Source organism: Nonomuraea sp. NPDC050547 (assembly GCF_044457345.1).
Lineage (GTDB): Bacteria > Actinomycetota > Actinomycetes > Streptosporangiales > Streptosporangiaceae > Nonomuraea.
On sequence record NZ_JBITGW010000024.1, the window covers coordinates 132,388 to 150,788 of the forward strand.

Annotated in this window: 19 protein-coding genes; 9 read left to right on the forward strand and 10 right to left on the reverse strand. The window is 71.8% G+C overall.

What is annotated here, in order from left to right:
- Positions 1 to 73: 73 nt before the first annotated feature.
- The 4 genes from ACIBHY_RS45965 (at position 74) to ACIBHY_RS45980 (ending at position 2,573) form a co-directional block, all read left to right on the forward strand.
- Positions 74 to 304 (forward strand): hypothetical protein, encoded by a 231-nt coding sequence (locus ACIBHY_RS45965; protein WP_379622907.1) that lies wholly within the window; start codon positions 74 to 76, stop codon positions 302 to 304.
- 3 nt (positions 305 to 307) lie between these two features.
- Positions 308 to 766, forward strand: coding sequence for a Clp protease N-terminal domain-containing protein (locus ACIBHY_RS45970; protein WP_397253018.1), 459 nt, complete (start codon positions 308 to 310; stop codon positions 764 to 766).
- Positions 767 to 861: 95 nt separating this feature from the next.
- Complete coding sequence (locus tag ACIBHY_RS45975) at positions 862 to 1,737, forward strand: ABC transporter ATP-binding protein (RefSeq protein ID WP_397253016.1); 876 nt, start codon at positions 862 to 864, stop codon at positions 1,735 to 1,737.
- Positions 1,734 to 2,573: an ABC transporter permease gene (locus tag ACIBHY_RS45980; protein ID WP_397253014.1), complete on the forward strand. Its 840-nt coding sequence runs from the start codon at positions 1,734 to 1,736 to the stop codon at positions 2,571 to 2,573. The genes ACIBHY_RS45975 and ACIBHY_RS45980 overlap by 4 nt, the downstream gene beginning before the upstream one ends.
- A gap of 20 nt (positions 2,574 to 2,593) precedes the next feature.
- On the opposite strand, the gene ACIBHY_RS45985 is transcribed toward ACIBHY_RS45980, so the two are convergent.
- A complete protein-coding gene (locus ACIBHY_RS45985; RefSeq protein ID WP_397253012.1) occupies positions 2,594 to 3,205 on the reverse strand; it encodes a TetR family transcriptional regulator in 612 nt (203 codons plus the stop codon).
- A gap of 70 nt (positions 3,206 to 3,275) precedes the next feature.
- On the opposite strand from ACIBHY_RS45985, the gene ACIBHY_RS45990 reads away from it, so the two are divergent.
- Both ACIBHY_RS45990 and ACIBHY_RS45995 read left to right on the forward strand, forming a co-directional pair.
- Entirely contained in the window at positions 3,276 to 4,463 is a 1,188-nt protein-coding gene (locus tag ACIBHY_RS45990) for a cytochrome P450 (protein WP_397310034.1), read from the forward strand.
- Between the two features lie 25 nt (positions 4,464 to 4,488).
- Positions 4,489 to 5,133, forward strand: a complete 645-nt coding sequence (locus ACIBHY_RS45995; protein ID WP_397310035.1) for a class I SAM-dependent DNA methyltransferase — start codon at positions 4,489 to 4,491, stop codon at positions 5,131 to 5,133.
- Here ACIBHY_RS45995 and ACIBHY_RS46000 read toward each other — a convergent pair.
- On the reverse strand, positions 5,123 to 5,881 hold the full coding sequence (locus ACIBHY_RS46000) for a GNAT family N-acetyltransferase (RefSeq protein WP_397253265.1): 759 nt from the start codon (positions 5,879 to 5,881) through the stop codon (positions 5,123 to 5,125). The two genes, ACIBHY_RS45995 and ACIBHY_RS46000, sit on opposite strands and share 11 nt — an antisense overlap.
- 137 nt (positions 5,882 to 6,018) lie before the next feature.
- On the opposite strand from ACIBHY_RS46000, the gene ACIBHY_RS46005 reads away from it, so the two are divergent.
- Positions 6,019 to 7,425 (forward strand): MFS transporter, encoded by a 1,407-nt coding sequence (locus tag ACIBHY_RS46005; protein WP_397310036.1) that lies wholly within the window; start codon positions 6,019 to 6,021, stop codon positions 7,423 to 7,425.
- On the opposite strand, the gene ACIBHY_RS46010 is transcribed toward ACIBHY_RS46005, so the two are convergent.
- Genes ACIBHY_RS46010 through ACIBHY_RS46025 form a run of 4 tightly spaced genes read right to left on the reverse strand, consistent with a single transcriptional unit; the run spans position 7,422 to position 11,273 of the window.
- Complete coding sequence (locus tag ACIBHY_RS46010; RefSeq protein ID WP_397253004.1) at positions 7,422 to 8,744, reverse strand: LLM class flavin-dependent oxidoreductase; 1,323 nt, start codon at positions 8,742 to 8,744, stop codon at positions 7,422 to 7,424. The two genes, ACIBHY_RS46005 and ACIBHY_RS46010, sit on opposite strands and share 4 nt — an antisense overlap.
- Positions 8,741 to 9,448: an ABC transporter ATP-binding protein gene (locus ACIBHY_RS46015; protein WP_397310037.1), complete on the reverse strand. Its 708-nt coding sequence runs from the start codon at positions 9,446 to 9,448 to the stop codon at positions 8,741 to 8,743. The genes ACIBHY_RS46010 and ACIBHY_RS46015 overlap by 4 nt, the downstream gene beginning before the upstream one ends.
- Entirely contained in the window at positions 9,424 to 10,245 is an 822-nt protein-coding gene (locus ACIBHY_RS46020) for an ABC transporter permease (protein WP_397253000.1), read from the reverse strand. The genes ACIBHY_RS46015 and ACIBHY_RS46020 overlap by 25 nt, the downstream gene beginning before the upstream one ends.
- Positions 10,245 to 11,273, reverse strand: coding sequence for an ABC transporter substrate-binding protein (locus ACIBHY_RS46025; protein ID WP_397310038.1), 1,029 nt, complete (start codon positions 11,271 to 11,273; stop codon positions 10,245 to 10,247). Before ACIBHY_RS46025 ends, ACIBHY_RS46020 begins: the two co-directional genes overlap by 1 nt.
- Positions 11,274 to 11,490: 217 nt before the next feature.
- On the opposite strand from ACIBHY_RS46025, the gene ACIBHY_RS46030 reads away from it, so the two are divergent.
- Positions 11,491 to 11,991 (forward strand): GNAT family N-acetyltransferase, encoded by a 501-nt coding sequence (locus ACIBHY_RS46030; protein ID WP_397252996.1) that lies wholly within the window; start codon positions 11,491 to 11,493, stop codon positions 11,989 to 11,991.
- 3 nt (positions 11,992 to 11,994) lie between these two features.
- Here the strand turns inward: ACIBHY_RS46030 and ACIBHY_RS46035 are convergent, their stop codons facing one another.
- Together ACIBHY_RS46035 and ACIBHY_RS46040 are read right to left on the reverse strand one after the other, a co-directional pair.
- Positions 11,995 to 12,801, reverse strand: a complete 807-nt coding sequence (locus ACIBHY_RS46035) for a glutamate ABC transporter substrate-binding protein (protein WP_397252994.1) — start codon at positions 12,799 to 12,801, stop codon at positions 11,995 to 11,997.
- 82 nt (positions 12,802 to 12,883) lie between these two features.
- Entirely contained in the window at positions 12,884 to 14,038 is a 1,155-nt protein-coding gene (locus ACIBHY_RS46040) for an Ig-like domain-containing protein (RefSeq protein WP_397252992.1), read from the reverse strand.
- A gap of 205 nt (positions 14,039 to 14,243) precedes the next feature.
- Here ACIBHY_RS46040 and ACIBHY_RS46045 point away from each other — a divergent pair, with 205 nt between their 5' ends.
- The gene (locus ACIBHY_RS46045; RefSeq protein ID WP_397252990.1) at positions 14,244 to 15,314 is read left to right on the forward strand and encodes an acyltransferase family protein; all 1,071 of its coding nucleotides are present in this window, start codon (positions 14,244 to 14,246) and stop codon (positions 15,312 to 15,314) included.
- Here the strand turns inward: ACIBHY_RS46045 and ACIBHY_RS46050 are convergent.
- Positions 15,247 to 17,496 carry an ATP-dependent RecD-like DNA helicase gene (locus ACIBHY_RS46050; RefSeq protein WP_397310039.1) on the reverse strand — a complete coding sequence of 750 codons (2,250 nt, stop codon included), beginning with the start codon at positions 17,494 to 17,496 and terminating at the stop codon, positions 15,247 to 15,249. The two genes, ACIBHY_RS46045 and ACIBHY_RS46050, sit on opposite strands and share 68 nt — an antisense overlap.
- A 113-nt stretch (positions 17,497 to 17,609) precedes the next feature.
- Positions 17,610 to 18,365, reverse strand: a complete 756-nt coding sequence (locus ACIBHY_RS46055; protein WP_397310041.1) for a DinB family protein — start codon at positions 18,363 to 18,365, stop codon at positions 17,610 to 17,612.
- Positions 18,366 to 18,401: the final 36 nt, after the last annotated feature.

Consider the following 18,401-nt stretch of genomic DNA (forward strand, 5'->3'; position numbering starts at 1 on the left):
CAGTTAAGGGACGAGTCAGAGCTTTAAGCAACCCAAGTTGCTCAATAGGGCTTAGTCAACTACAGTTGCTCACATGTCCGCTGAAGAGATCCCTGCTCCCTCCGACCCCGCCGACGGCCTGGCCGCGGTGGCGGCCCTGCGGCGGCTGGCCGACCAGCTGGAGGACTCCGCCGTTGAGCAGGCGATGCGGGCGGGCTGGAGCTGGCCGCAGGTCGCCGAGGCACTCGGAGTGACGCGCCAGGCGGTTCACAAGAAGCACGCCAAGCGGCTCATCGCCGCGGGCGTCCAGCTGAGGAGGCGCTGAGCCGTGACCCCCTTCGATCACTACTTCCACACGATCATGACCCAAGGAGAACACGAAGCCCACCAGGACCACTCGGCCACCGTCGAGGCCCACCACCTGCTGCTGGCCATCGCCGGCCACGAGGGCACCAACGCCCACCGGCTCCTGGCCGAGGTGGGCCTGGACCGCGGCGGGGTGCGCGCGGCGCTGGATCGCGAGTTCGAGCACAGTCTCAACGCCGTCGGCATCTCCGCCGCCGCCTACCGCCTGCCCCCGGCCGCCGGCGCGCCCAAGTCGCCCGGCATGGGCGCCTCGGCCAAGCTCGCGCTTGAGCGCGCCTTCACCACCGTCCGCAAGAAGGACATCGACTCCGCCCACCTGCTCGCGGGCATCCTGCGGGCGCAGGTCGGCACCGTGCCGCGCGCCCTGGCCCTGGCCGGCGTCGACCGCGAGGCCCTGCTGAGCCGCGCCCAGGACATCTGACCCAGGCCGCCCGTCCACCGTTTCGCCGCATCGCGCGGAACGGCCCTGCCGCCATGGGTTAGTAAGCACTCACTCACTACAGGGAGAATCCCGCCATGCCCTCCGGCACACCCGTGCTGGACGTCGACGGTCTGCGCATGCGCTACGGCAGCACCGACGTCCTGCACGATGTCACCTTCCAGGCCCGCCACGGCGAGGTCCTGGCCCTGCTCGGCCCCAACGGCGCCGGCAAGACCACCACCATCGAAATCCTCGAAGGCTTCCGCAGCCGCTCGGCCGGCCGCGTCCAGGTCCTCGGCGCCGACCCCGCCGACGGCGGCGAACGCTGGCGCGCCCGCGTCGGCGTGGTCCTGCAGTCCTGGCGCGACCACGGCAAATGGCGCGTACGCGAACTGCTGGCCCACCTCGCCGCCCACTACACCGCCTACACCCGCCCCTGGGACCCCGACGAGCTCATCGCGGCGGTCGGCCTCACCCCGCACGCCGGCAAGAAGATCAAAACGCTCTCCGGCGGCCAGCGCCGCAGGCTCGACGTGGCCATCGGCATCGTCGGCCGGCCCGAGCTGCTGTTCCTGGACGAGCCCACCGCCGCCTTCGACCCCGCCGCCCGCCACGACTTCCACGAACTCGTGCGCGGCCTGGCCGTCGACCAGCACACCACGATCCTGCTCACCACCCACGACCTGGCCGAGGCCGAGAAACTCGCCGACCGCATCGTCATCCTGGACGGCGGCCGCGTGATCGCCGACGGCAGCGCCGCCGAACTGGCCCGCGGCATCGCCGGCCAGGACGAGGTCCGCTGGGTGCACGAAGGCCGCCGCCACACGCACAGGGCCGCCGACTCCACCGGCTTCGCGCGCGAGCTGTTCGCCCGCCACGGCGCCGCCGTACAGGAACTGGAGGTGCACCGCGCCTCCCTGGAGCAGACCTACCTCGCGCTGGTACGCCACGCGGAACAGGAGAGCCGATGAACGCCGTGGTCCTGCGCGCCGGGTGGCGGCGCGGCGTGATCGAGCTGCGTCAGTCCTTCACCAACGGGTCCGACCTGTTCAGCCACCTGCTGTGGCCGGTGCTGATGCTCGTGGTCATGTACTTCCTGCGCGAGAGCTCCTTCGGCGCCTCCGGCCTGCTGCTGGGCACCCTCGCCCTGCCGAGCGTCCTGGGCATGAACGCCGCGCTCGGCCTGGTCAGCCTCAGCCAGCAGCTCACCTACGAACGCGAGGACGGCACGCTGCTGCGCGCCAAGGCCACCCCGCACGGCATCCAGAGCTACCTGGTGGGCAAGGTCGTCTCGGTCTCCGGCGGCCTGCTGGCCGACCTGGCGATCTTCCTCGTGCCCGGCCTGCTGATCGTCAAGGGGCTGGACCCCGGCGCGGCGTCCTGGCCGGCGCTGCTGGGGGTGCTGGCGCTGGGCATGGTGGCCACGCTGCCGATCGGCGCGGTGCTCGGCTCGGTGTTCCCCAGCGCCCGCGGCCAGGGCCTGCTGCAGCTGCCGATCCTCGGCATGATCGCGATCTCCGGCATCTTCTACCCGATCACCACGCTGCCGGAGTGGGTGCAGTGGATCGCCCAGGCCTTCCCCTTCTACTGGCTGGGCCTGGGGATGCGGGCGGCGCTGCTGCCGGACGCGGCGGTCATGGTCGAGATCGGCCAGTCCTGGCGGCATCTGGAGACGGCCGGCGTCCTGGCCGCCTGGGCGGTGCTCGGCCTGCTGCTGGCTCCGGTGGTGCTGCGCAGGATGGCGCGCAAGGAGTCCGGTTCGAGCGTGGCGCAGCGCCGCGACAAGGCCCTGCGGCGCGCGATGTGATCGGCAGCGAGCGAGGTGACCTACAGCGAGCGCAGGCCGCGCATCGCCAGCTCGGCCGCCCGCTCGCTCGCCTTGCGCCGTTGCGGTTCGGAGTGGCCGAGCTCGTGGCTGACCAGCGAGGCGGCCTGCAGCGCGCCCATGAGGGCGCCTATCGCGGCCGCCGCGGTGACCTGGTCGATCTCCTCGGGGAAGGTCTCGGCGAACGCGGCCGCGATCTTCCGCTGCAGGTCGAGCAGCACCATCAGCGCCCTGGCCTGCACCGAGGGCACGGTCATGACCAGCGTGCGGTACTGCGCGGCCCACTCCGGCTCGTCACTGAGCGGGCCGTGGTCGAGGAATCGGGCCACGACCTCCTCGTAGGTGCGCAGCAGCAGGTCGGAGACGGACTCGTCGGGGCGGCGCCCGGCCAGCACCTCCAGCGTCACCTCGTAGTAGTCGCCCGCGGCGAAGAAGACCACGTCCTCCTTGCTCGGGAAGTGGTTGAAGAACGTCTTGGTGGCCACGTCGGCCGCGGCGGCGATCTGGGCGACCGTGGTCTGCTCGAAACCCCGCTCGGCGAACAGCCGGAAGGCCGCCTCGGCGATGAGCTCCCTGGTCTGCCGCTTCTTGCGCGCGCGGCGCGTCTCCTCCATACGCGAACCTTACACCATCGGTATATTTACATCGGTTGTAACTTTACTTCGAGTGGTGTTATCTGAAGGCATGATGCCTCTGCAACCCCCGGCGGGCCGCCCCTTCGACCCGCCCGACGAACTGGCCCGGCTGCGCGGCGAGTGCCCCGTCAGCCCGATGACCTACCCCGACGGGCACGAGGGCTGGCTGGTCACCAGCCACGAGCTGGTCCGCGCGGTCCTGGCCGACCGGCGCTTCAGCCACCGCGCCGACCTCGTGCACACCCCCATGCCCGGCGCCGGCGCCCGCGCGCCCCTGCGGCCGGCGCCGCCCGGCGCGTTCCTGGCCATGGACCCGCCCGAGCACACCCGCTACCGTCACCTGCTCACCGGCGAGTTCACGGTACGGCGCATGCGCCGGCTGAGCGGCAGCATCGAAGCCGTGGTGGCCGACCACCTGGACGCCATGCAGGCCAAGGGCCCGCCCGCCGACCTCGTCGCCGACTTCGCCCAGCCGATCCCCGGCGTGGTGATCTGCGAACTGCTCGGCGTGCCCGACGACGAACGCGAGCGCTTCCGCCACCACATGCCCATCTTCGCCAGCACCCGCGCCGGCACCGAGGACAAGGCCGCCGCCTACGCCGCCGCCACCGCCTCCATCGCCGACCTGATCGCCGCCAAACGCGCCCACCCCACCGACGACCTGCTCAGCGGCCTGGTCACCGGCGGCGAACTCAACGACGAAGAGCTCGTCACCATCGCCTTCCTGCTCATGGGCGGCGGCTTCGACACCACCGCCAACATGCTCGCCCTGGGCGCCTGGACGCTGATGCGCAACCCCGGCAGCGTCGAGAAGCTGCGGCGCGAGCCCGGCCCGGCGGTGGAGGAACTGCTGCGCTACCTCAGCATCGTCCCCGCCACCGCGCGGGCCGCGCTGCAGGACGTCGAGCTCGGCGGCGAGCTCATCCGCGAGGGGCAGACGGTCACCGTCTCCATCCCGGCCGCCAACCGCGACCCCGCGCACTTCCCCGACCCCGACCGCCTCGACCTCGGCCGCTCGACCGCCGGGCACGTCGCCTTCGGGCACGGCATCCACCAGTGCCTCGGCCAGCAGCTGGCCCGGGTGGAGATGACGGCCGGGCTGCCGGCGCTGTTCGCCCGCCTGCCCGGGTTGCGGCCGGCCGTACCGGATGAGCAGGTGCCGCTGCGCACGGACATGATGATCTACGGCCTGCACGCGCTGCCGGTCACCTGGGAGGCGAACACGCTCACGCCGTGAACGGCCGGGGCTAGGATGCACCCCCGTGATCGAAGCCGACTTCCTGACCCGTACCCGCACCTCCTACGACGCCATCGCCGTCGAGTACGACGAGCTGGCCCGTGACGAGATGGACCGCAAGCCCCTCGACCGCGCCATGGCCGGCGCCTTCGCCGATCTCGTGCGCGGCCGGGGACCGGTGGCCGACGTGGGATGCGGCACCGGGAACCTCACCCGGTTCCTGCACGAGCGGGGCGTCGAGGTCTTCGGCGTGGACCTGTCGCCCGGCATGCTCGCCGTGGCCGGAAAGACGCTGCCCGGCGTGCGCTTCGTCGAGGGCTCCATGCTGGAACTGCCCGTGCCCGACGAGTCCGTCGCGGGGCTGGCGGCCTGGTACTCCACCATCCACATCCCCGACGAGCTGCTGCCCCAGGCGCTGGCGGAGTTCCACCGGGTGCTGGCGCCCGGCGGGTACGCGCTGCTGGCCTTCCAGGTCGGCGACGAGCCGCTGCACCTGACCGACGCGCTCGGCCACCCGATCGACCTGCTCTTCCACCGCCGCCGCGCCGAGCAGATGGCGCGGCTGCTGCGCGCGGCCGGGCTGCCCACCCACGCCCGGCTGGAACGCGAGCCGGAGGACGAGCGGGCGCCTCAGGCCTTCCTGCTGGCCAGGAAAGAGTTCACGGACTGAGGTACGGCGTGGTCGTCGCCAGCGCCGCGAACCCCAGCCTGGCCAGGATGGGCCGGCTGGTCGGCGCCGCGTCGACCTGCAGGAAGTGGTAGCCGCGCGCGGCCGCCAGCCGGGCGCGGTAGGCCACCAGCGCCCGGTACAGGCCCCGCCCGCGCCAGCTCGCGACGGTGCCGCCGCTCCACAGGCTGGCGAAGTCGGTGCCCGGATGCAGCTGCATGCGCGCCGCGCTGACCGGCCGCCCGTCCGCCATCGCCACCACCGCCTCGACCTCCAGCGGCCGCTCGGCCAGCTGGGTCAGCAACTGGTGGCGCACCCGCGAGGAATCCCCGCCGAAAGCCTGCTCGTGCACGGCGGCCATCAGCTCCACCCCGGCCGCGTCACGCACCGGCCGCAGCTCCACCCCGCCCGGCACCTCCTCGCTCAGGCTCAGCTCGCCGATGCGCCCCACCATGAGCGTCTCGGCCTCGTCGGCGACGAACCCCGCCGCGGCCAGCCGCCGCGCGAGGTCGGCGGGGCGGTCATGGCTGTAGAGCTTCCATTCGAAGGTACGGCCCAGCCCGCCGTAGAAGGCGACCTGCTCGGCGATGACGGCATCGGCCCCGGCATCGTCCAGGTCCGACCACAGGATGCCGTTCCAGTCCTCGGGCCCGCCCACCTGGCGTACCACCGAGCCGGTCCACTCCACCCGGACGCCCGCGGCGTCGGGCCGCGCCTGCCGGCGCATCTGCAGATCGAAAAGCGGCAACATCACGCGCCCCACCCTAATGCCCCATTCCTGCGAGATCACGACGGCCGTCTGCCCCGCCGGTTGAAGGTTGGCGGCCTGCCGGCCCTGCTGGAGACGGGCCAGGGTTCCGGGAGGCGTTCAACGAAACGCTGGAAGACATGGATCTCGCACATCGGCGGACACTGGCGGCCGTCAGCGCCGCCCAACTCCTCGTCGTCCTGGACGGCACCATCGTCAACATCGCCCTGCCCACCGCCCAGCAGGCGCTCGGCCTGACCGACGCCAACCGGCAATGGGCGATCACCGCCTACGCGCTGGCCTTCGGCGGGCTGCTGCTCATCGGCGGCCGGATCAGCGGCGCGCTCGGGCACCGGCGCGCCTTCGTCATCGGCCTGGCCGGGTTCGCCGCCGCCTCGGCGCTGGGCGGAGCGGCCACCGGCCCCGTCATGCTGTTCGCGGCGCGGGCGCTGCAAGGGGTCTTCGCCGCCCTGCTCGCGCCCGCCGGGCTGTCCCTGCTGACAACCACGTTCACCGAGCCGCGCGAGCGGGGGCGGGCCTTCGGGGCTTTCGCCGCGGTCGGCGCCGCCGGGTCGGCGATCGGCCTGGTGGCCGGCGGGCTGCTGACGGAGTACACGAGCTGGCGCTGGTGCCTGTACATCAACGTGCCGATCGCGCTGCTGGCCGCGGCGGCCATGGCCAGGACCGGCCGCGAGACGCCCACCGCGGCGCGGGGGCGGATGGACGTGCCGGGCGGGCTGCTGAGCGTGGCGGGGTTCGCCGCCCTGGTCTACGCCTTCAACGAGGCCGAACCGCTCGGCTGGGGCGCGCCCAAGGTGCTCGGGCTGCTGGCGGGCGGGGTCGTGCTGCTGGCGGCGTTCGCCGTGGTGGAGACGCGGGCGCCCGAGCCGCTGCTGCCGATGCGGGTGCTGCTGGACCGCGCGCGGGCCGGGGCGTTCGTGGCGATCACCCTGATGTTCGTGGCCATGTTCGGCTTCTACCTGTTCATGAGCTACTACACCCAGGCCACGCTCGGCTACACGCCCGTCCAGGCCGGGCTGGCGCTGATCGTCAACGCGGTCGCGGCCCTGGCCGGAGCGTCCCTCATCGCCGGACGGCTGCACGGGCGGGTGCCGCCCGGGGTGCCGATCGTGGCGGGCCTGCTGGCGGCCGCCGCCGGCATGTTCGTGCTGACCCGGCTGGAGGAGGGCGGCACGGGCGTGCTCGGCGGGTACCTGCTGCCGGCGCTCGTGCTCACCGGGCTCGGGCTCGGCTGCGTGCTGCCCCCGACCGCGGCGCTGGCCACGGCGGGGCTGCGCGGGCACGACGTCGGCGCCGCCTCGGCCGCCTACAACGCCGCCCAGCAGGTGGGCGCGGCGCTCGGGGTGGCGCTGCTCAACACCGTGGCCGCCGCGCACACCGAGCCGGTGCCCGGTTACGTCGCCGCGCTGGGGCTGGCGCTGGCGATCTTGCTGGCCGCCGCCCTGCTCACGGCGCTGCTGCTGCGCCCGCGCCGGGAGCCGAGCCGTCCGGCCCCTGACCCGGACGGCTCGGCTGTGCGGCGCTAGAGCGCGGGCGCGTACCGGCTGGCCGGGCGGGGCAGGCCGTAGTGCTCGCGCAGCGTGGCGCCGCCGTACTCGCGCCTGAACAGCCCGCGCGAGCGCAGCAGGGGCAGGACGTGGTCGGCGAAGACCTCGAAACCGCCGTTGAGGTAGGGCGGCATGACGTTGAAGCCGTCGGCCGCCCCGCCGGTGAACCACTGCTCGATGCGGTCGGCGATCTGCTCCGGCGTGCCCGCGGTCACCCAGTGGCCGCGGGCGCCTGCCAGGCGGTGCAGGAGCCGGCGGATGGTGGGGTTCTCGCGATCGATGATGTCGAGCACGACGCCGAAGCGGCTGCCGTAGCCGCGCTGCTCGTGGGTGGGCAGCTTCTCGCGCGGCACCGGCCCGTCCAGGTCGTGGCCGACGAGGTCGATGCCGAGGAACTGGCGCAACTGCCGCAGGGAGTACTCGGGCTGGGTGAGCTCGTCGAACTCCCGCTGCAGCGCCTTGGCCTCGGCCTCGGTGGAGCCGATGAACGGGCTGATGCCGGGCAGCACCTTGACCAGGTCGGGGTCGCGGCCGGCGGCCTTCACCCGGGACTTGACGTCGGCGTAGAAGTCGCGGGCGTTGTCCAGCGTCTGGTGGGCGGTGAAGATCGCCTCGGCGTGGTGGGCGGCGAAGGCCTTGCCGTCCTCGCTGGAGCCGGCCTGGACGTAGACGGGGCGGCCCTGCGGGGTGCGCGGGGTGTTCAGCGGGCCGCGTACGCGCAGCCGTTCCCCCGCGTGCTCGATGGCGTGGATCTTGGCGGAGTCGGCGAAGACGCCGGAGGCCGGGTCGATGACCAGCGCGTCGTCCTCCCAGCTGTCCCACAGCGCGCTGACCACCTCCAGGAACTCGTGCGCCCGCGCGTAGCGCTCGGCGTGCACCGGATGCTCGTCCAGGCCGAAGTTCTGGGCGGCCTGCGGGGCGCCGGTGGTGACGATGTTCCAGCCGGCCCGCCCGCCGGACAGGTGGTCCAGCGAGGCGAACAGCCGGGCCAGGTTGTAGGGCTCCAGGTAGGTCGTGGAGGCGGTGGCGATGAGGCCGATGCGCTCGGTCACCGCCGCGATCGCCGACAGCCACGTGAACGGCTCCAGCCGGAAGCGGCTGGCATAGCGCACGTTGTCGGGCAGCGAGGGCCCGTCGGCGAAGAAGACGGCGTCCATCGTGGCCTGTTCGGCGCGCTGGGCCAGCTCCTGGTAGTAGGTGATGTCCAGGACCCGCTCCGGCCGGGCCTCGCGGTGGCGCCAGGCGGCCTCGTGGTGGCCGCCCGGGTAGACGAACAGGTTCAGGTTGAGCTGTCTCATCGGGCCTCTCCCCTCACGCCGAGCGCGCGCAGCAGCTCGGACCTGATCTCGCTGTGGCTCCTGGCGCCGTCCAGGCGCTGCTCGGCGGCGATCCGGCCGTGCGCGAGCACCAGGATCCGGTCGGCCAGGGCGATGGCCTCGTCCACGTCGTGGGTGACCAGCAGGACGGCCGGGCGGTGCTGCTCGTACAGGCGGCGCAGCAGCGCGTGCATCTTCAGCCGGGTCAGCGCGTCCAGCGCGCCGAACGGCTCGTCGGCCAGCAGCAGGCGCGGCTCGCGCACCAGCGAGCGGGCCAGCGCGACCCGCTGCTGCTCGCCGCCGGACAGCTCGCTGGGCCAGGCGCGCTCGCGCCCGCCGAGCCCGACCTCCTCCAGGCCGGCGCGGCCCTTGGCCTCGGCCCCGTCCAGGCCCAGGATCACGTTGTCCAGCACCCGCTGCCAGGGCAGCAGGCGGGCGTCCTGGAAGACGACCGAGACCTGCTCGGGCACCTCGACGCGGCCGGTGCCGGCCACGTCGTAGTCGAGCCCGGCCAGGGCGCGCAGCAGCGTGCTCTTGCCCGAGCCGCTCTGGCCGAGCAGCGCCACGAACTCCCCGGCGGGGATCTCCAGGTCCAGGGCGTCCAGGATGACGCGCTCGCCGTAGGAGCGGGTCAGCCCTTCGATGCGTACGGCTGCCGCCGTCAGCCGGCCAGGGTGCGTCGCCATGACAGCGCCCTCCTTTCCACCAGGCGCACGGCGGCGTCGGAGAACAGGCCGAGCAGCCCGTACAGGACGATGCCGACGAGGATCACGTCGGTCTGGCCGTAGGTGCGGGCCAGGTCCATCATGTAGCCGATGCCGCTGGTGGAGTTGATCAGCTCGGCGACCACGAGGAACAGCCAGGCGGTGGTGACGGCGAAGCGCATGCCGAGCAGGAAGCCGGGCAGCGCGCCGGGCAGCACGACCTTGCGGATGAACGCCGCCCGGCCGAGTTCCACGCTCTCGGCCAGCTCGACGTAGCGGGCGTCGATGCCGCGCAGCCCGTTGTGGGTGTGGATGTAGATGGGCACGACGACGCCGAGCGCGATGACGGTGATCTTCATGCCTTCGCCGATGCCGAGCCACAGGATGAGCAGCGGCATCAGGGCCAGCGCGGGCACGGCGCGTTTGATCTGGACGGGCCCGTCGATGAGGGCCTCGCCCCAGCGGCTCAGGCCGGAGGCGAGGGCGAGCAGGGTGCCGGCGGGGATGCCGAAGGCCAGGCCGAGCCCGACCCGCTGGACGGAGGACAGGAGGTGCTCCTGCAGCCGGCCGCCGGCGATGAGCTCGCCGGTGGTGGTCACGACGGTCCAGGGGGCCGACAGGAAGCGGGGGTCGAGCAGGCCGGTGGCCGAGCCCGCCGCCCAGGCGGCCACCAGCAGGAGCGGGCCGTACAGGAAGCCGAGGCGCAGGGGGCGGCCGGGGCGCAGGCCGCGGCGGGCGCGGGCCTGGACGAGGGTGTCGGGCGGGGTGGCGAGGAGCATCAGGCACCGTCCCTGACGGTCTGGAAGCGCAGGTCGTAGAGGTCGGCGGCCTTCAGCGGCCGGTTGCCGGTCTCGGCGGCGAGGATGTCGATGGTCTCCTGGTGGCGGGCGACGGCCTGGCTCCAGTCGGTGGGCAGGTCGGGTTCGCCGGCCAGGTCGACCAGGTACTGGCCGTCTTCCGGGGTGAGTCCCTGGTCCTTGACGTAGTAGCCGGCGATCCATTCCTTGGGGTGCTCATACACCCAGCGGGAGGCGCGGACCCAGGCCGCGACGTACTCGCGCAGGGCCGCCGCCTTGGCCGGGTCCTTCAGGGTTTCCGCGCGCACGTACAGGTGGCTGGGGTCGTCGCGCAGGTCGTGGCGGATGGTGGTGGCGCCGTCCTTGCCGAACTTGGCCGTGTAGCGCTTGATGTTGACGCCGCCGATGGGCGCGACGTCGACCTGCTTGCCGGCCAGGGCGTTGGGGTAGACGTCGCCGGTGCTGGGCAGCTCGACGAGGGTGACGTCCTGCTTGGTGAGGCCGGCCTTCTTCAGCACCTTGAGCACCAGCGCGCCCTGGGCCTGGCCGGGACTGTAGGCGATCTTCTTGCCGCGCAGGTCCGCCAGGGTCTTGACGAGCACGCCGGGGGCGATGCCGAGCTCGTAGGTGGGATGGGTGAGCGGGTCCTTCCTGAACCGCGAGGCGATGATCTTCACGGGCAGCCCGGTCCAGGTGGCGTGGATGGCCGGGATCTCGGCGACCGCCCCCACGTCGAGGGCGTCGGCGCGGAAGGCCTCGGAGGTCTGCGGGCCGCCGCTGAGGTTGGCCCACTCGATCGGGAAGGAGAACGTGCCGATCTCGCCGGACAGCTCCAGCGCGATCTTGGTCGACGGATCGCCGATGATCAGCTTGGTTCCCCGGGGCACGGTCGTGGGCAGCGGCGCGTCGGGGGCGAGGGCCTGCTGGGTGCTGGAGTCCGCCTGGCCGCAGGCGGCCAGAAGCACGGAGGTCAGGAGTACGGCCGGCAGGGGGCGGGGATGTGCGGGCATGCGGAATCGTCCTTCGACGGAAGAGCAGACAGACGGGTTACGGCATGCGGCGGATCGGGTCCGGCGCTAGGACCGGCAACACTGTGCGCTGGCGACGCGGCAGTAGTCGATGTGCGCGCGACGGGTCAGGCCTGGACTCACGATCTTCACGATAGGCGGACCCGTCCTTATTGGCAATATTTCCTACCTGATTTCTAGGAAATATACCCTGACGTCCATGAAGATCAGGACAGGCGGGCCACAGGACGTGGCGGCGGTACTCGGGATGTTCGACAGCGCGGTGGCCTGGCTGGTGGCCCAGGGGCGGGCCGGCCAGTGGGGCAGCGAGCCGTTCAGCGTCAACCCCCAGCGCCACGCGCAGGCGCGCGGGTGGGCCGAGGGCGACGGCATGCGGATCGCGGAGGTGGAGGGCGACCCGGCCGGGTGCCTGGTGGTGGGCGCGGCCAACCCGTATGTGGACGCGGCTCCCGAACCGGAGCTGTACGTGCAGGCCTTGGTGATCGACCGGCGCTTCTCCGGCCACGGAGTGGGCCGGGCGCTGCTGGACCGGTCGCTGCGCGAGGCCCGCGAGCGGCAGGTGAAGCTGCTGCGCGTGGACTGCTACGCCGGTGACGACGGCCGGTTGATCGCCTACTACGAGCGCTGGGGCTTCACCCGGGAGAAGCCGTTCAGCGTCGGCGCGTGGCCGGGCATGATCCTGCGCCGCGAGGTCGCCTGAGGCTCACTCACACCCCTCGAACTGCGGCACCGAGGTGGTCAGCCGCAGACCCGTCGAACCGAAGCGCGCCCGCAGGAGCTTGGCCGCCGTGCCGCTCTGGTACAGGGCGGTCAGGGCCCGGTTGACCTCCTCGCACCCGGCCACGTCGCCGCGCGGCAGGGCGATGCCGTAACGCTCCTCGGTGAAGGGCGCGTTCACGATGGCGAACGCGCCCTTGTCGGCGGCGGCGAAGCCGGCGAGGATCAGGTCCCCGGTCGAGACGGCGTCCACCCGGCCCGCGCGCAGCAGGTCCACGCACGCGCTGTAGGTGGCGGCGGGGACGAGGTCGGCCATCACCCGGCGCCCCTCGACGATGCGCGAGGCCGAGATCGACCCCTTGGCCTGGCACAGCCTGCGTCCGCGCAGGTCACGCACCCCGCGGATGTCCGTGGTCCGCGCGCGCACGAGGATGTCCTGGTGGGAGACGTAGTACGGCCCGGCGAAGGTGACCTCGGCCTTGCGCTGCGGGCTGATGGAGAAGGTGGCGATCACCATGTCCACCTCGCCGGAGTTCAGCTTGTCCTCGCGCCCCTCGGAGGTGGTCGGGACGAAGGTGACCTTCTTCCCCAGACGGGCCGCCACATAGGAGGCGACGTCCACGTCGAACCCCTCGAACCTCCCGCCCGCGGTCTTGAACCCGAGGCCGGGCTGGTCCGGTTTCACCGCGACGACCAGCTCGTCCTTGTCCAAAATCGACGCCGGGCCGCCGGTCTGCGTGCCGCATCCGGCCGCCGCCAGCGCCGCGGCGAGCAGAACGATCTTGCCTCTCATCCCACCGGAGCGTAGGCACCGGCCGTGAACGGCGCGTGAACGCCCGGTGGCGCCTACGGCACCGCTGCGGGTATGGCGGCGATCACGCCTTGCCGTGCAGGGCGCTGCCCTTCTTCCACTGCTTGAACGACATCTGCCAGTAGCCCCAGCCGTTGTTCCACTCCAGCTCGCGGTTGGTGCCGACGATGTCGACGACGTCACCGCGCTGCATGGTGTCGTGGAACCACCTGGCCTGGTCGGGCCGGGAGTTGATGCAGCCGTGGCTGACGTTGCGCACGCCCTGTGCCCAGACGTTGTTCTTGGCGTGGACGTACTCGCCGGAGTTGGAGATGCGCACCGCGTGGTTGATCATCACGTCGTAGTAGCCCGGGTCGCCCTTCTTGCGGCCGGGGGAGATCATGCGCACCGGATTGCCACGCTCCATCGTCAGATGGATGCCCGAGGTGGTCGTGTACTCACGGGTGGTGGCCATGCCGGCGCTGATGCGCATGGTCTGCTTGCGCTTGCCGTCGACGTAGACGTACATCATCTTCTTGCGGGTGTCGATCTTGCTGATCTGCTTGGCGCCGATCCGCAGCGTGGTCTCGTGGTCCTTGCCGCCGTACAGGCCCTTGCCGCCCTTGATGCCCTCGATGTCGGCGTGGAACTTGATCTTCTGGTGCGCCGGCCAGTACTTGGCGGTGCGGTAGATCACGTAGGTGTCGTCGATCCAGCGCCAGGCGCCCTCGACGGGCTTTTCCGCCTCGACCTTCAGCGCGGCCTCGACGCTCGCCTTGTCCTTGATCGGCTGGTCGAAGCGGACCATGATCGGCGCCCCCACGCCGATCTTCTCGCCCTTGGCGTTGGGCGTGACGTCCACGACCTTGAACACCCGCTCCGGCTTCAGCGTCTTGAACGCGCTGGCGGCCTGGGTGACCCCCGACTTGGCGGTGACGTTGTAGTCGGTGGACGGCTTGAGCGGGCTCTTGGAGACCCAGCGCGTCTTGTCGGCGCTGAACTTGCCCTCGAGCTGCTCGGCCCCGGCCTGCACCACGACCTCGTCCAGTACGCCCCCGGCCGCCTCGACCACGACCTTCTTGTCCGGGCTCACCTTGGCGCTGCCCTGCTCGGGCGTGATCGTGATGACCGGTGCCTGCGGCGTCGTCGCCGCCTGGCCGGGCTTGCCCTGCTGCCCCGGGCCGGCCGGAGCGCCGCCCGAACACGACGCCGTCAACGCGGCGGCCGCCAGCAGCGCCACGCCCGCCGCGGGTCTCCTCCAACCGGGCACAGTACTCACAACGGACCTCTCCCCCATTTACCTAAAACAACTCTCAAAACCTTAATGCTCCTGCATGTATGACGCAGATTCATTCGGGAGAGTTCGGTCACATTTCGATCACTCAGTGACGTCAAGCGCAGGTCAAGAACAGGTCAACCCCGCTGGTACGGCGTACCCTGACCGGATGCTCTCCCCCGGACCGCAAAGGATTGGCAAACGACTCGCGTGGCTCGACGCGCTGCGCGGGCTGGCGGCCGTCCTGGTGGTCTACGAGCACGCCGTCGCCGGCCTCTCACCCTCCGTGCACGCCGCCGGCGGCGCCTGGTTCGCCGCCGGCTGGTGCGGCGTCATGGTGTTCTTCCTGGCCAGCGGCTACATCGTGCCCGCCTCGCTGGAACGCCGCGGCGAGGTGCGCGCGTTCTGGATCGGCCGCGTCTTCCGCCTCTACCCGCTGTGGGCGCTGTGCATGGCCGGCGCGCTGGTGCTGCTGCCCGTCACCGGCTCCCCGCTGGCCCACCTCAGCATGCTGCAGGACCTGCTCGGCACCCCGAGCGCGGTCAGCGTGCTCTGGACCCTGTCCTACGAGATGGCCTTCTACCTGCTGGTCACCGCCCTGTTCACGCTCGGCGCGCACCGGCGCAGCGCCGAGATCGCGCTGGGGCTGGCCGCCGTCGCGCTGGCCGGCGCGGCGCTGCTGCCCACCGGCGCCCTCACGGGCGCCTCCCTGCTCGCGCTGGCCGTCATCGCCGCCGGCCTGGCCGCCGTCCTGGGCGGCGACGGTCCGGTACGGCAGGCCGGCGCGGCCGTCCTCCTCGTGGCGGTCACCGCCCTGCTGGCCTTCAACGGCCGGTTGCCCGCCTGGCAGAGCCTCATCGTCGTGGCCACGATGTTCTCCGGAACCGCCCTGTACCGGGCCGAGCAGGGGCAGATCACCTGGGCCAGGGCGTGGATCGTGCTGGCCGTACCGGTGGCCGGGGTGCTGCTGTCACCGGGCACCAACCTCAAGACCGCCTTCGTGGCCGCCTGGGCGATCTTCCTGGCCGGGATGGCGCTGCGCGGGCGGGGCGTGCCGTACGTGCTGAGCTGGCTTGGACTGGTCAGCTACTCGGTCTACCTGCTGCACCCGCTGCTGCTGCGGGTGATGCCGGCGCTGTGGGCGGTGCCGGCCACGTTCGCGCTCAGCGCGCTCACCTGGCGCTGGGTGGAAGCGCCCGCCCAGCGTCTGGGCCGGCGGCTGGTGTCAGCCGGTGGGTGAGCCCGGTGTGGCGCCGGCCCGCGCCGCGGGTACGCACCGCCTGGGCCAGCGCCCGGCGTGAGCCCACGATGACCACGAGCTTCTTGGCCCGGGTGATGGCGGTGTAGAGCAGGTTGCGCTGCAGCATCATCCACGCGCTGGTCGCCAGCGGCACCACCACGCACGGGTACTCGCTGCCCTGCGAGCGGTGGATGGAGACCGCGTAGGCGTGGGCCAGCTCGTCCAGCTCGTCGAAGGAGTAGTCGACGCTCTCGTCCTCGTCGGTGAGCACCGTCAGCTGGTGCTCATCCGGCGAGATCGCCTCCACGACGCCGACCGTGCCGTTGAACACCCCCGCGGCGCCCTTGTCGTAGTTGTTGCGCAGCTGGGTGACCTTGTCGCCGACGCGGAAGACCCGGCCGCCGTAGCGGCGTTCGGGCAGGTCCTCGCGCGAGGGGGTCAGCGCCTCCTGCAGGGCGATGTTGAGCGCGCCCGCGCCGGCGGCGCCGCGGTGCATGGGCGCCAGGACCTGCACGTCGCGGCGCGGGTTGAGGCCGAACTTGCGGGGGATGCGGCGGGCCACCACGTCCACGGTGAGCTGGGCGATCTCCTCGGGCTCCTCGCAGGGGAACAGGAAGAAGTCCCTCATGCCCTCCAGGACCGGGTGCTTGCCGGAGTTGACCCGGTGGGCGTTGACGACCACGCCGGACTCGGCGGCCTGGCGGAAGATCTGCGTCAGCCGTACGCGCGGGATCTCCTCGGCGGCGAGCAGGTCCTTGAGCACCTCGCCCGCGCCGACCGAGGGCAGCTGGTCGACGTCGCCGACGAACAGCAGGTGCGCGCCCGGCGCGATCGCCTTGACGAGCTTGTTGGCCAGCAGCAGGTCCAGCATCGAGGCCTCGTCGACCACCACCAGGTCGGCGTCGAGAGGGTTGTCGCGGTCATAGGTGGCCTCGCCGCCCGGACGCAGCTGCAGCAGCCGGTGGACGGTGGTGGCCTCGTGGCCGGTCAGCTCGGCCAGGCGCTTGGCGGCGCGGCCGGTAGGGGCGGCCAGGATGACGCGGGCGCGCTTGGCCCGCGCCAGCAGCACGATGGAGCGCACGGTGAAGCTCTTGCCGCAGCCGGGCCCGCCGGTCAGCACCGCGACCTTCTCCGTCAGCGCCAGCCGTACCGCCTGACGCTGCTCGGCGGCCAGTTCCGCGCCGGTCTGGCCGTGCAGCCACTGTTCGGCGCGTTCCCAGTCGACGTCGGCGAAGGCCTTGAGCCGGTCGTGGCCGCCTCGCAGCAGCGAGGTCAGGCCGCCGGCCAGGGACAGTTCGGCGCGGTGGAAGGGCACCAGGTAGATCGCCGGGACGGTGTTGTCCCCGGCCGGGATCTCCTCGCGCACCACCTCCTCGGCGGTCACCGACTCCTCCAGGCAGGCGGAGACCAGTTCGGCGGGCACGTCGAGGATCTTGACGGCGTCGCCGACGAGGTTGGGGGCGGGCAGGTAGCAGTGCCCGTCGTCGGCGGCCTGGGACAGGGTGTAGCGCAGGCCCGCCTTGACGCGTTCCGGGCTGTCGTGGGGGATGCCGACTGCCTGGGCGATGGTGTCGGCCGTCTTGAACCCTATGCCCCAGACATCATCCGCCAACCGATACGGCTGGCTCTTCACCACTTCCACCGATTTATCGCCATATTGCTTGAAGATGCGGACGGCGATCGAGGTGGAGACCCCGACTCCCTGAAGGAAGATCATCACTTCCTTGATGACCTTCTGCTCCTCCCACGCGGCGCCGATCATCTTGGTCCGCTTGGGCCCGAGCCCCGGCACCTCGACCAGCCGCTCGGGCTCGTTCTCGATCACATCCAGCGTGTCGGTGCCGAAGTGCCCGACGATCCGCTCGGCCATCTTGGGCCCGATCCCCTTGATCAGCCCGGACCCCAGATACCGCTGGATCCCCTGGATGGTCGCCGGCAGGACCGTACTGTAGGACCAGACCTCGAACTGCTTGCCGTAGCGCGGATGCGAGGTCCACCGCCCGGTCAGCCGCAGCGACTCCCCGACCTGCGCCCCCAGCAGCGGCCCCACCACGGTGAGCAACTCAGTGCCCGACCGCTCGGTCGCGACCCGCGCGATGGTGTAGCCCGTCTCCTCATTGGCATAGGTCACCCGTTCCAGCACGGCTTCAAGGACGCTGCCGGGCGGACGATCAGGTGCCATGCGGGTATTCTGCCGCAGCCCCGGCCCTCCCCGGCGCACACTCGCACCCCGCCCTCACCACCGGACCCTCCCAGGACGCCGGGCCCGCCGCCCGCGCCCCGGCTCCGGCCGGTTCAGGCACCGGCCTCGAGCACGGCGAGGTCGCGCACCGCGTAACGGTGATGCTCGGCCTCCTCCTTCAGCACCACCTTGAGGCAGCGGCGCACGACGTACTCCTGGTCGGGATACGGGTCCGCCGGCCTGCGGCCGCACACCCGGTCGAGCTCGGCCTCGGTGAGCCCGTCGACGACCCGCCGCATCGTGGCCATGCGGGCGCGCCGCGGCGCGAGCACCTCGCCGAGCGTCGGGGTGGCTTCGAGGGTGAGACCGAGCTTGGCCGCCGCCTCGGGCGGCATCCCGCCGTGAGGCAGGCCCAACGGGTGGTACGGCGTCTCCTCCTCCAGCACGGCATTGCCGAGCCAGGCATCGCCGGCCATCAGCAGGTGCCGTTGCGTCTCCACGAACGACCACTCGCCGTTGACCCGCTCGTGCAGCTGGGCCTCGGGCAGCAGACCGGCGCGGTCGAGTGTCGCCGCCCACAGCGTCTCGATGGCCTCCCAGGCGGCCCGGTAGTCGTCGGGGGACGCGGCGTCACGCGCCAGCACCCGCGTGGGGTGCAGCCGGTCGAGTTCGGCCTCGACATAGGCGGTCACGTCGACGTCGTTGACCACGACACGCTCGAAGGCGCCTCCGAGGTAGACGTCGCCCCCATAGCAGTCGACGATCTTCAGGCCGCTGACCTCGCAGTCGCGGATCTCGAGACCGGCAAGGTCGCACAGGTGGATGCGGGCACCACGGAACTGGTCACTCTGGGCATATTCAGCAGCCATCGAGGCAGTCTCCCGCACCCGTCCCGCCCGCGCCAC

Bases quoted from the DNA above. Each gene is read 5' to 3' on its own strand.
- ACIBHY_RS45980 (WP_397253014.1), top strand. From the start codon at position 1,734: ATGAACGCCGTGGTCCTGCGCGCCGGGTGGCGGCGCGGCGTGATCGAG.
- ACIBHY_RS46055 (WP_397310041.1), bottom strand. From the start codon at position 18,365: ATGGCTGCTGAATATGCCCAGAGTGACCAGTTCCGTGGTGCCCGCATC.
- ACIBHY_RS46010 (WP_397253004.1), bottom strand. From the start codon at position 8,744: ATGAGACAGCTCAACCTGAACCTGTTCGTCTACCCGGGCGGCCACCAC.
- ACIBHY_RS45965 (WP_379622907.1), top strand. From the start codon at position 74: ATGTCCGCTGAAGAGATCCCTGCTCCCTCCGACCCCGCCGACGGCCTG.
- ACIBHY_RS46015 (WP_397310037.1), bottom strand. From the start codon at position 9,448: ATGGCGACGCACCCTGGCCGGCTGACGGCGGCAGCCGTACGCATCGAA.
- ACIBHY_RS45975 (WP_397253016.1), top strand. From the start codon at position 862: ATGCCCTCCGGCACACCCGTGCTGGACGTCGACGGTCTGCGCATGCGC.
- ACIBHY_RS46020 (WP_397253000.1), bottom strand. From the start codon at position 10,245: ATGCTCCTCGCCACCCCGCCCGACACCCTCGTCCAGGCCCGCGCCCGC.
- ACIBHY_RS46050 (WP_397310039.1), bottom strand. From the start codon at position 17,496: ATGGCACCTGATCGTCCGCCCGGCAGCGTCCTTGAAGCCGTGCTGGAA.
- ACIBHY_RS45985 (WP_397253012.1), bottom strand. From the start codon at position 3,205: ATGGAGGAGACGCGCCGCGCGCGCAAGAAGCGGCAGACCAGGGAGCTC.
- ACIBHY_RS45990 (WP_397310034.1), top strand. From the start codon at position 3,276: ATGATGCCTCTGCAACCCCCGGCGGGCCGCCCCTTCGACCCGCCCGAC.
- ACIBHY_RS46030 (WP_397252996.1), top strand. From the start codon at position 11,491: ATGAAGATCAGGACAGGCGGGCCACAGGACGTGGCGGCGGTACTCGGG.
- ACIBHY_RS46000 (WP_397253265.1), bottom strand. From the start codon at position 5,881: ATGTTGCCGCTTTTCGATCTGCAGATGCGCCGGCAGGCGCGGCCCGAC.
- ACIBHY_RS46025 (WP_397310038.1), bottom strand. From the start codon at position 11,273: ATGCCCGCACATCCCCGCCCCCTGCCGGCCGTACTCCTGACCTCCGTG.
- ACIBHY_RS46035 (WP_397252994.1), bottom strand. From the start codon at position 12,801: ATGAGAGGCAAGATCGTTCTGCTCGCCGCGGCGCTGGCGGCGGCCGGA.
- ACIBHY_RS46005 (WP_397310036.1), top strand. From the start codon at position 6,019: ATGGATCTCGCACATCGGCGGACACTGGCGGCCGTCAGCGCCGCCCAA.
- ACIBHY_RS46045 (WP_397252990.1), top strand. From the start codon at position 14,244: ATGCTCTCCCCCGGACCGCAAAGGATTGGCAAACGACTCGCGTGGCTC.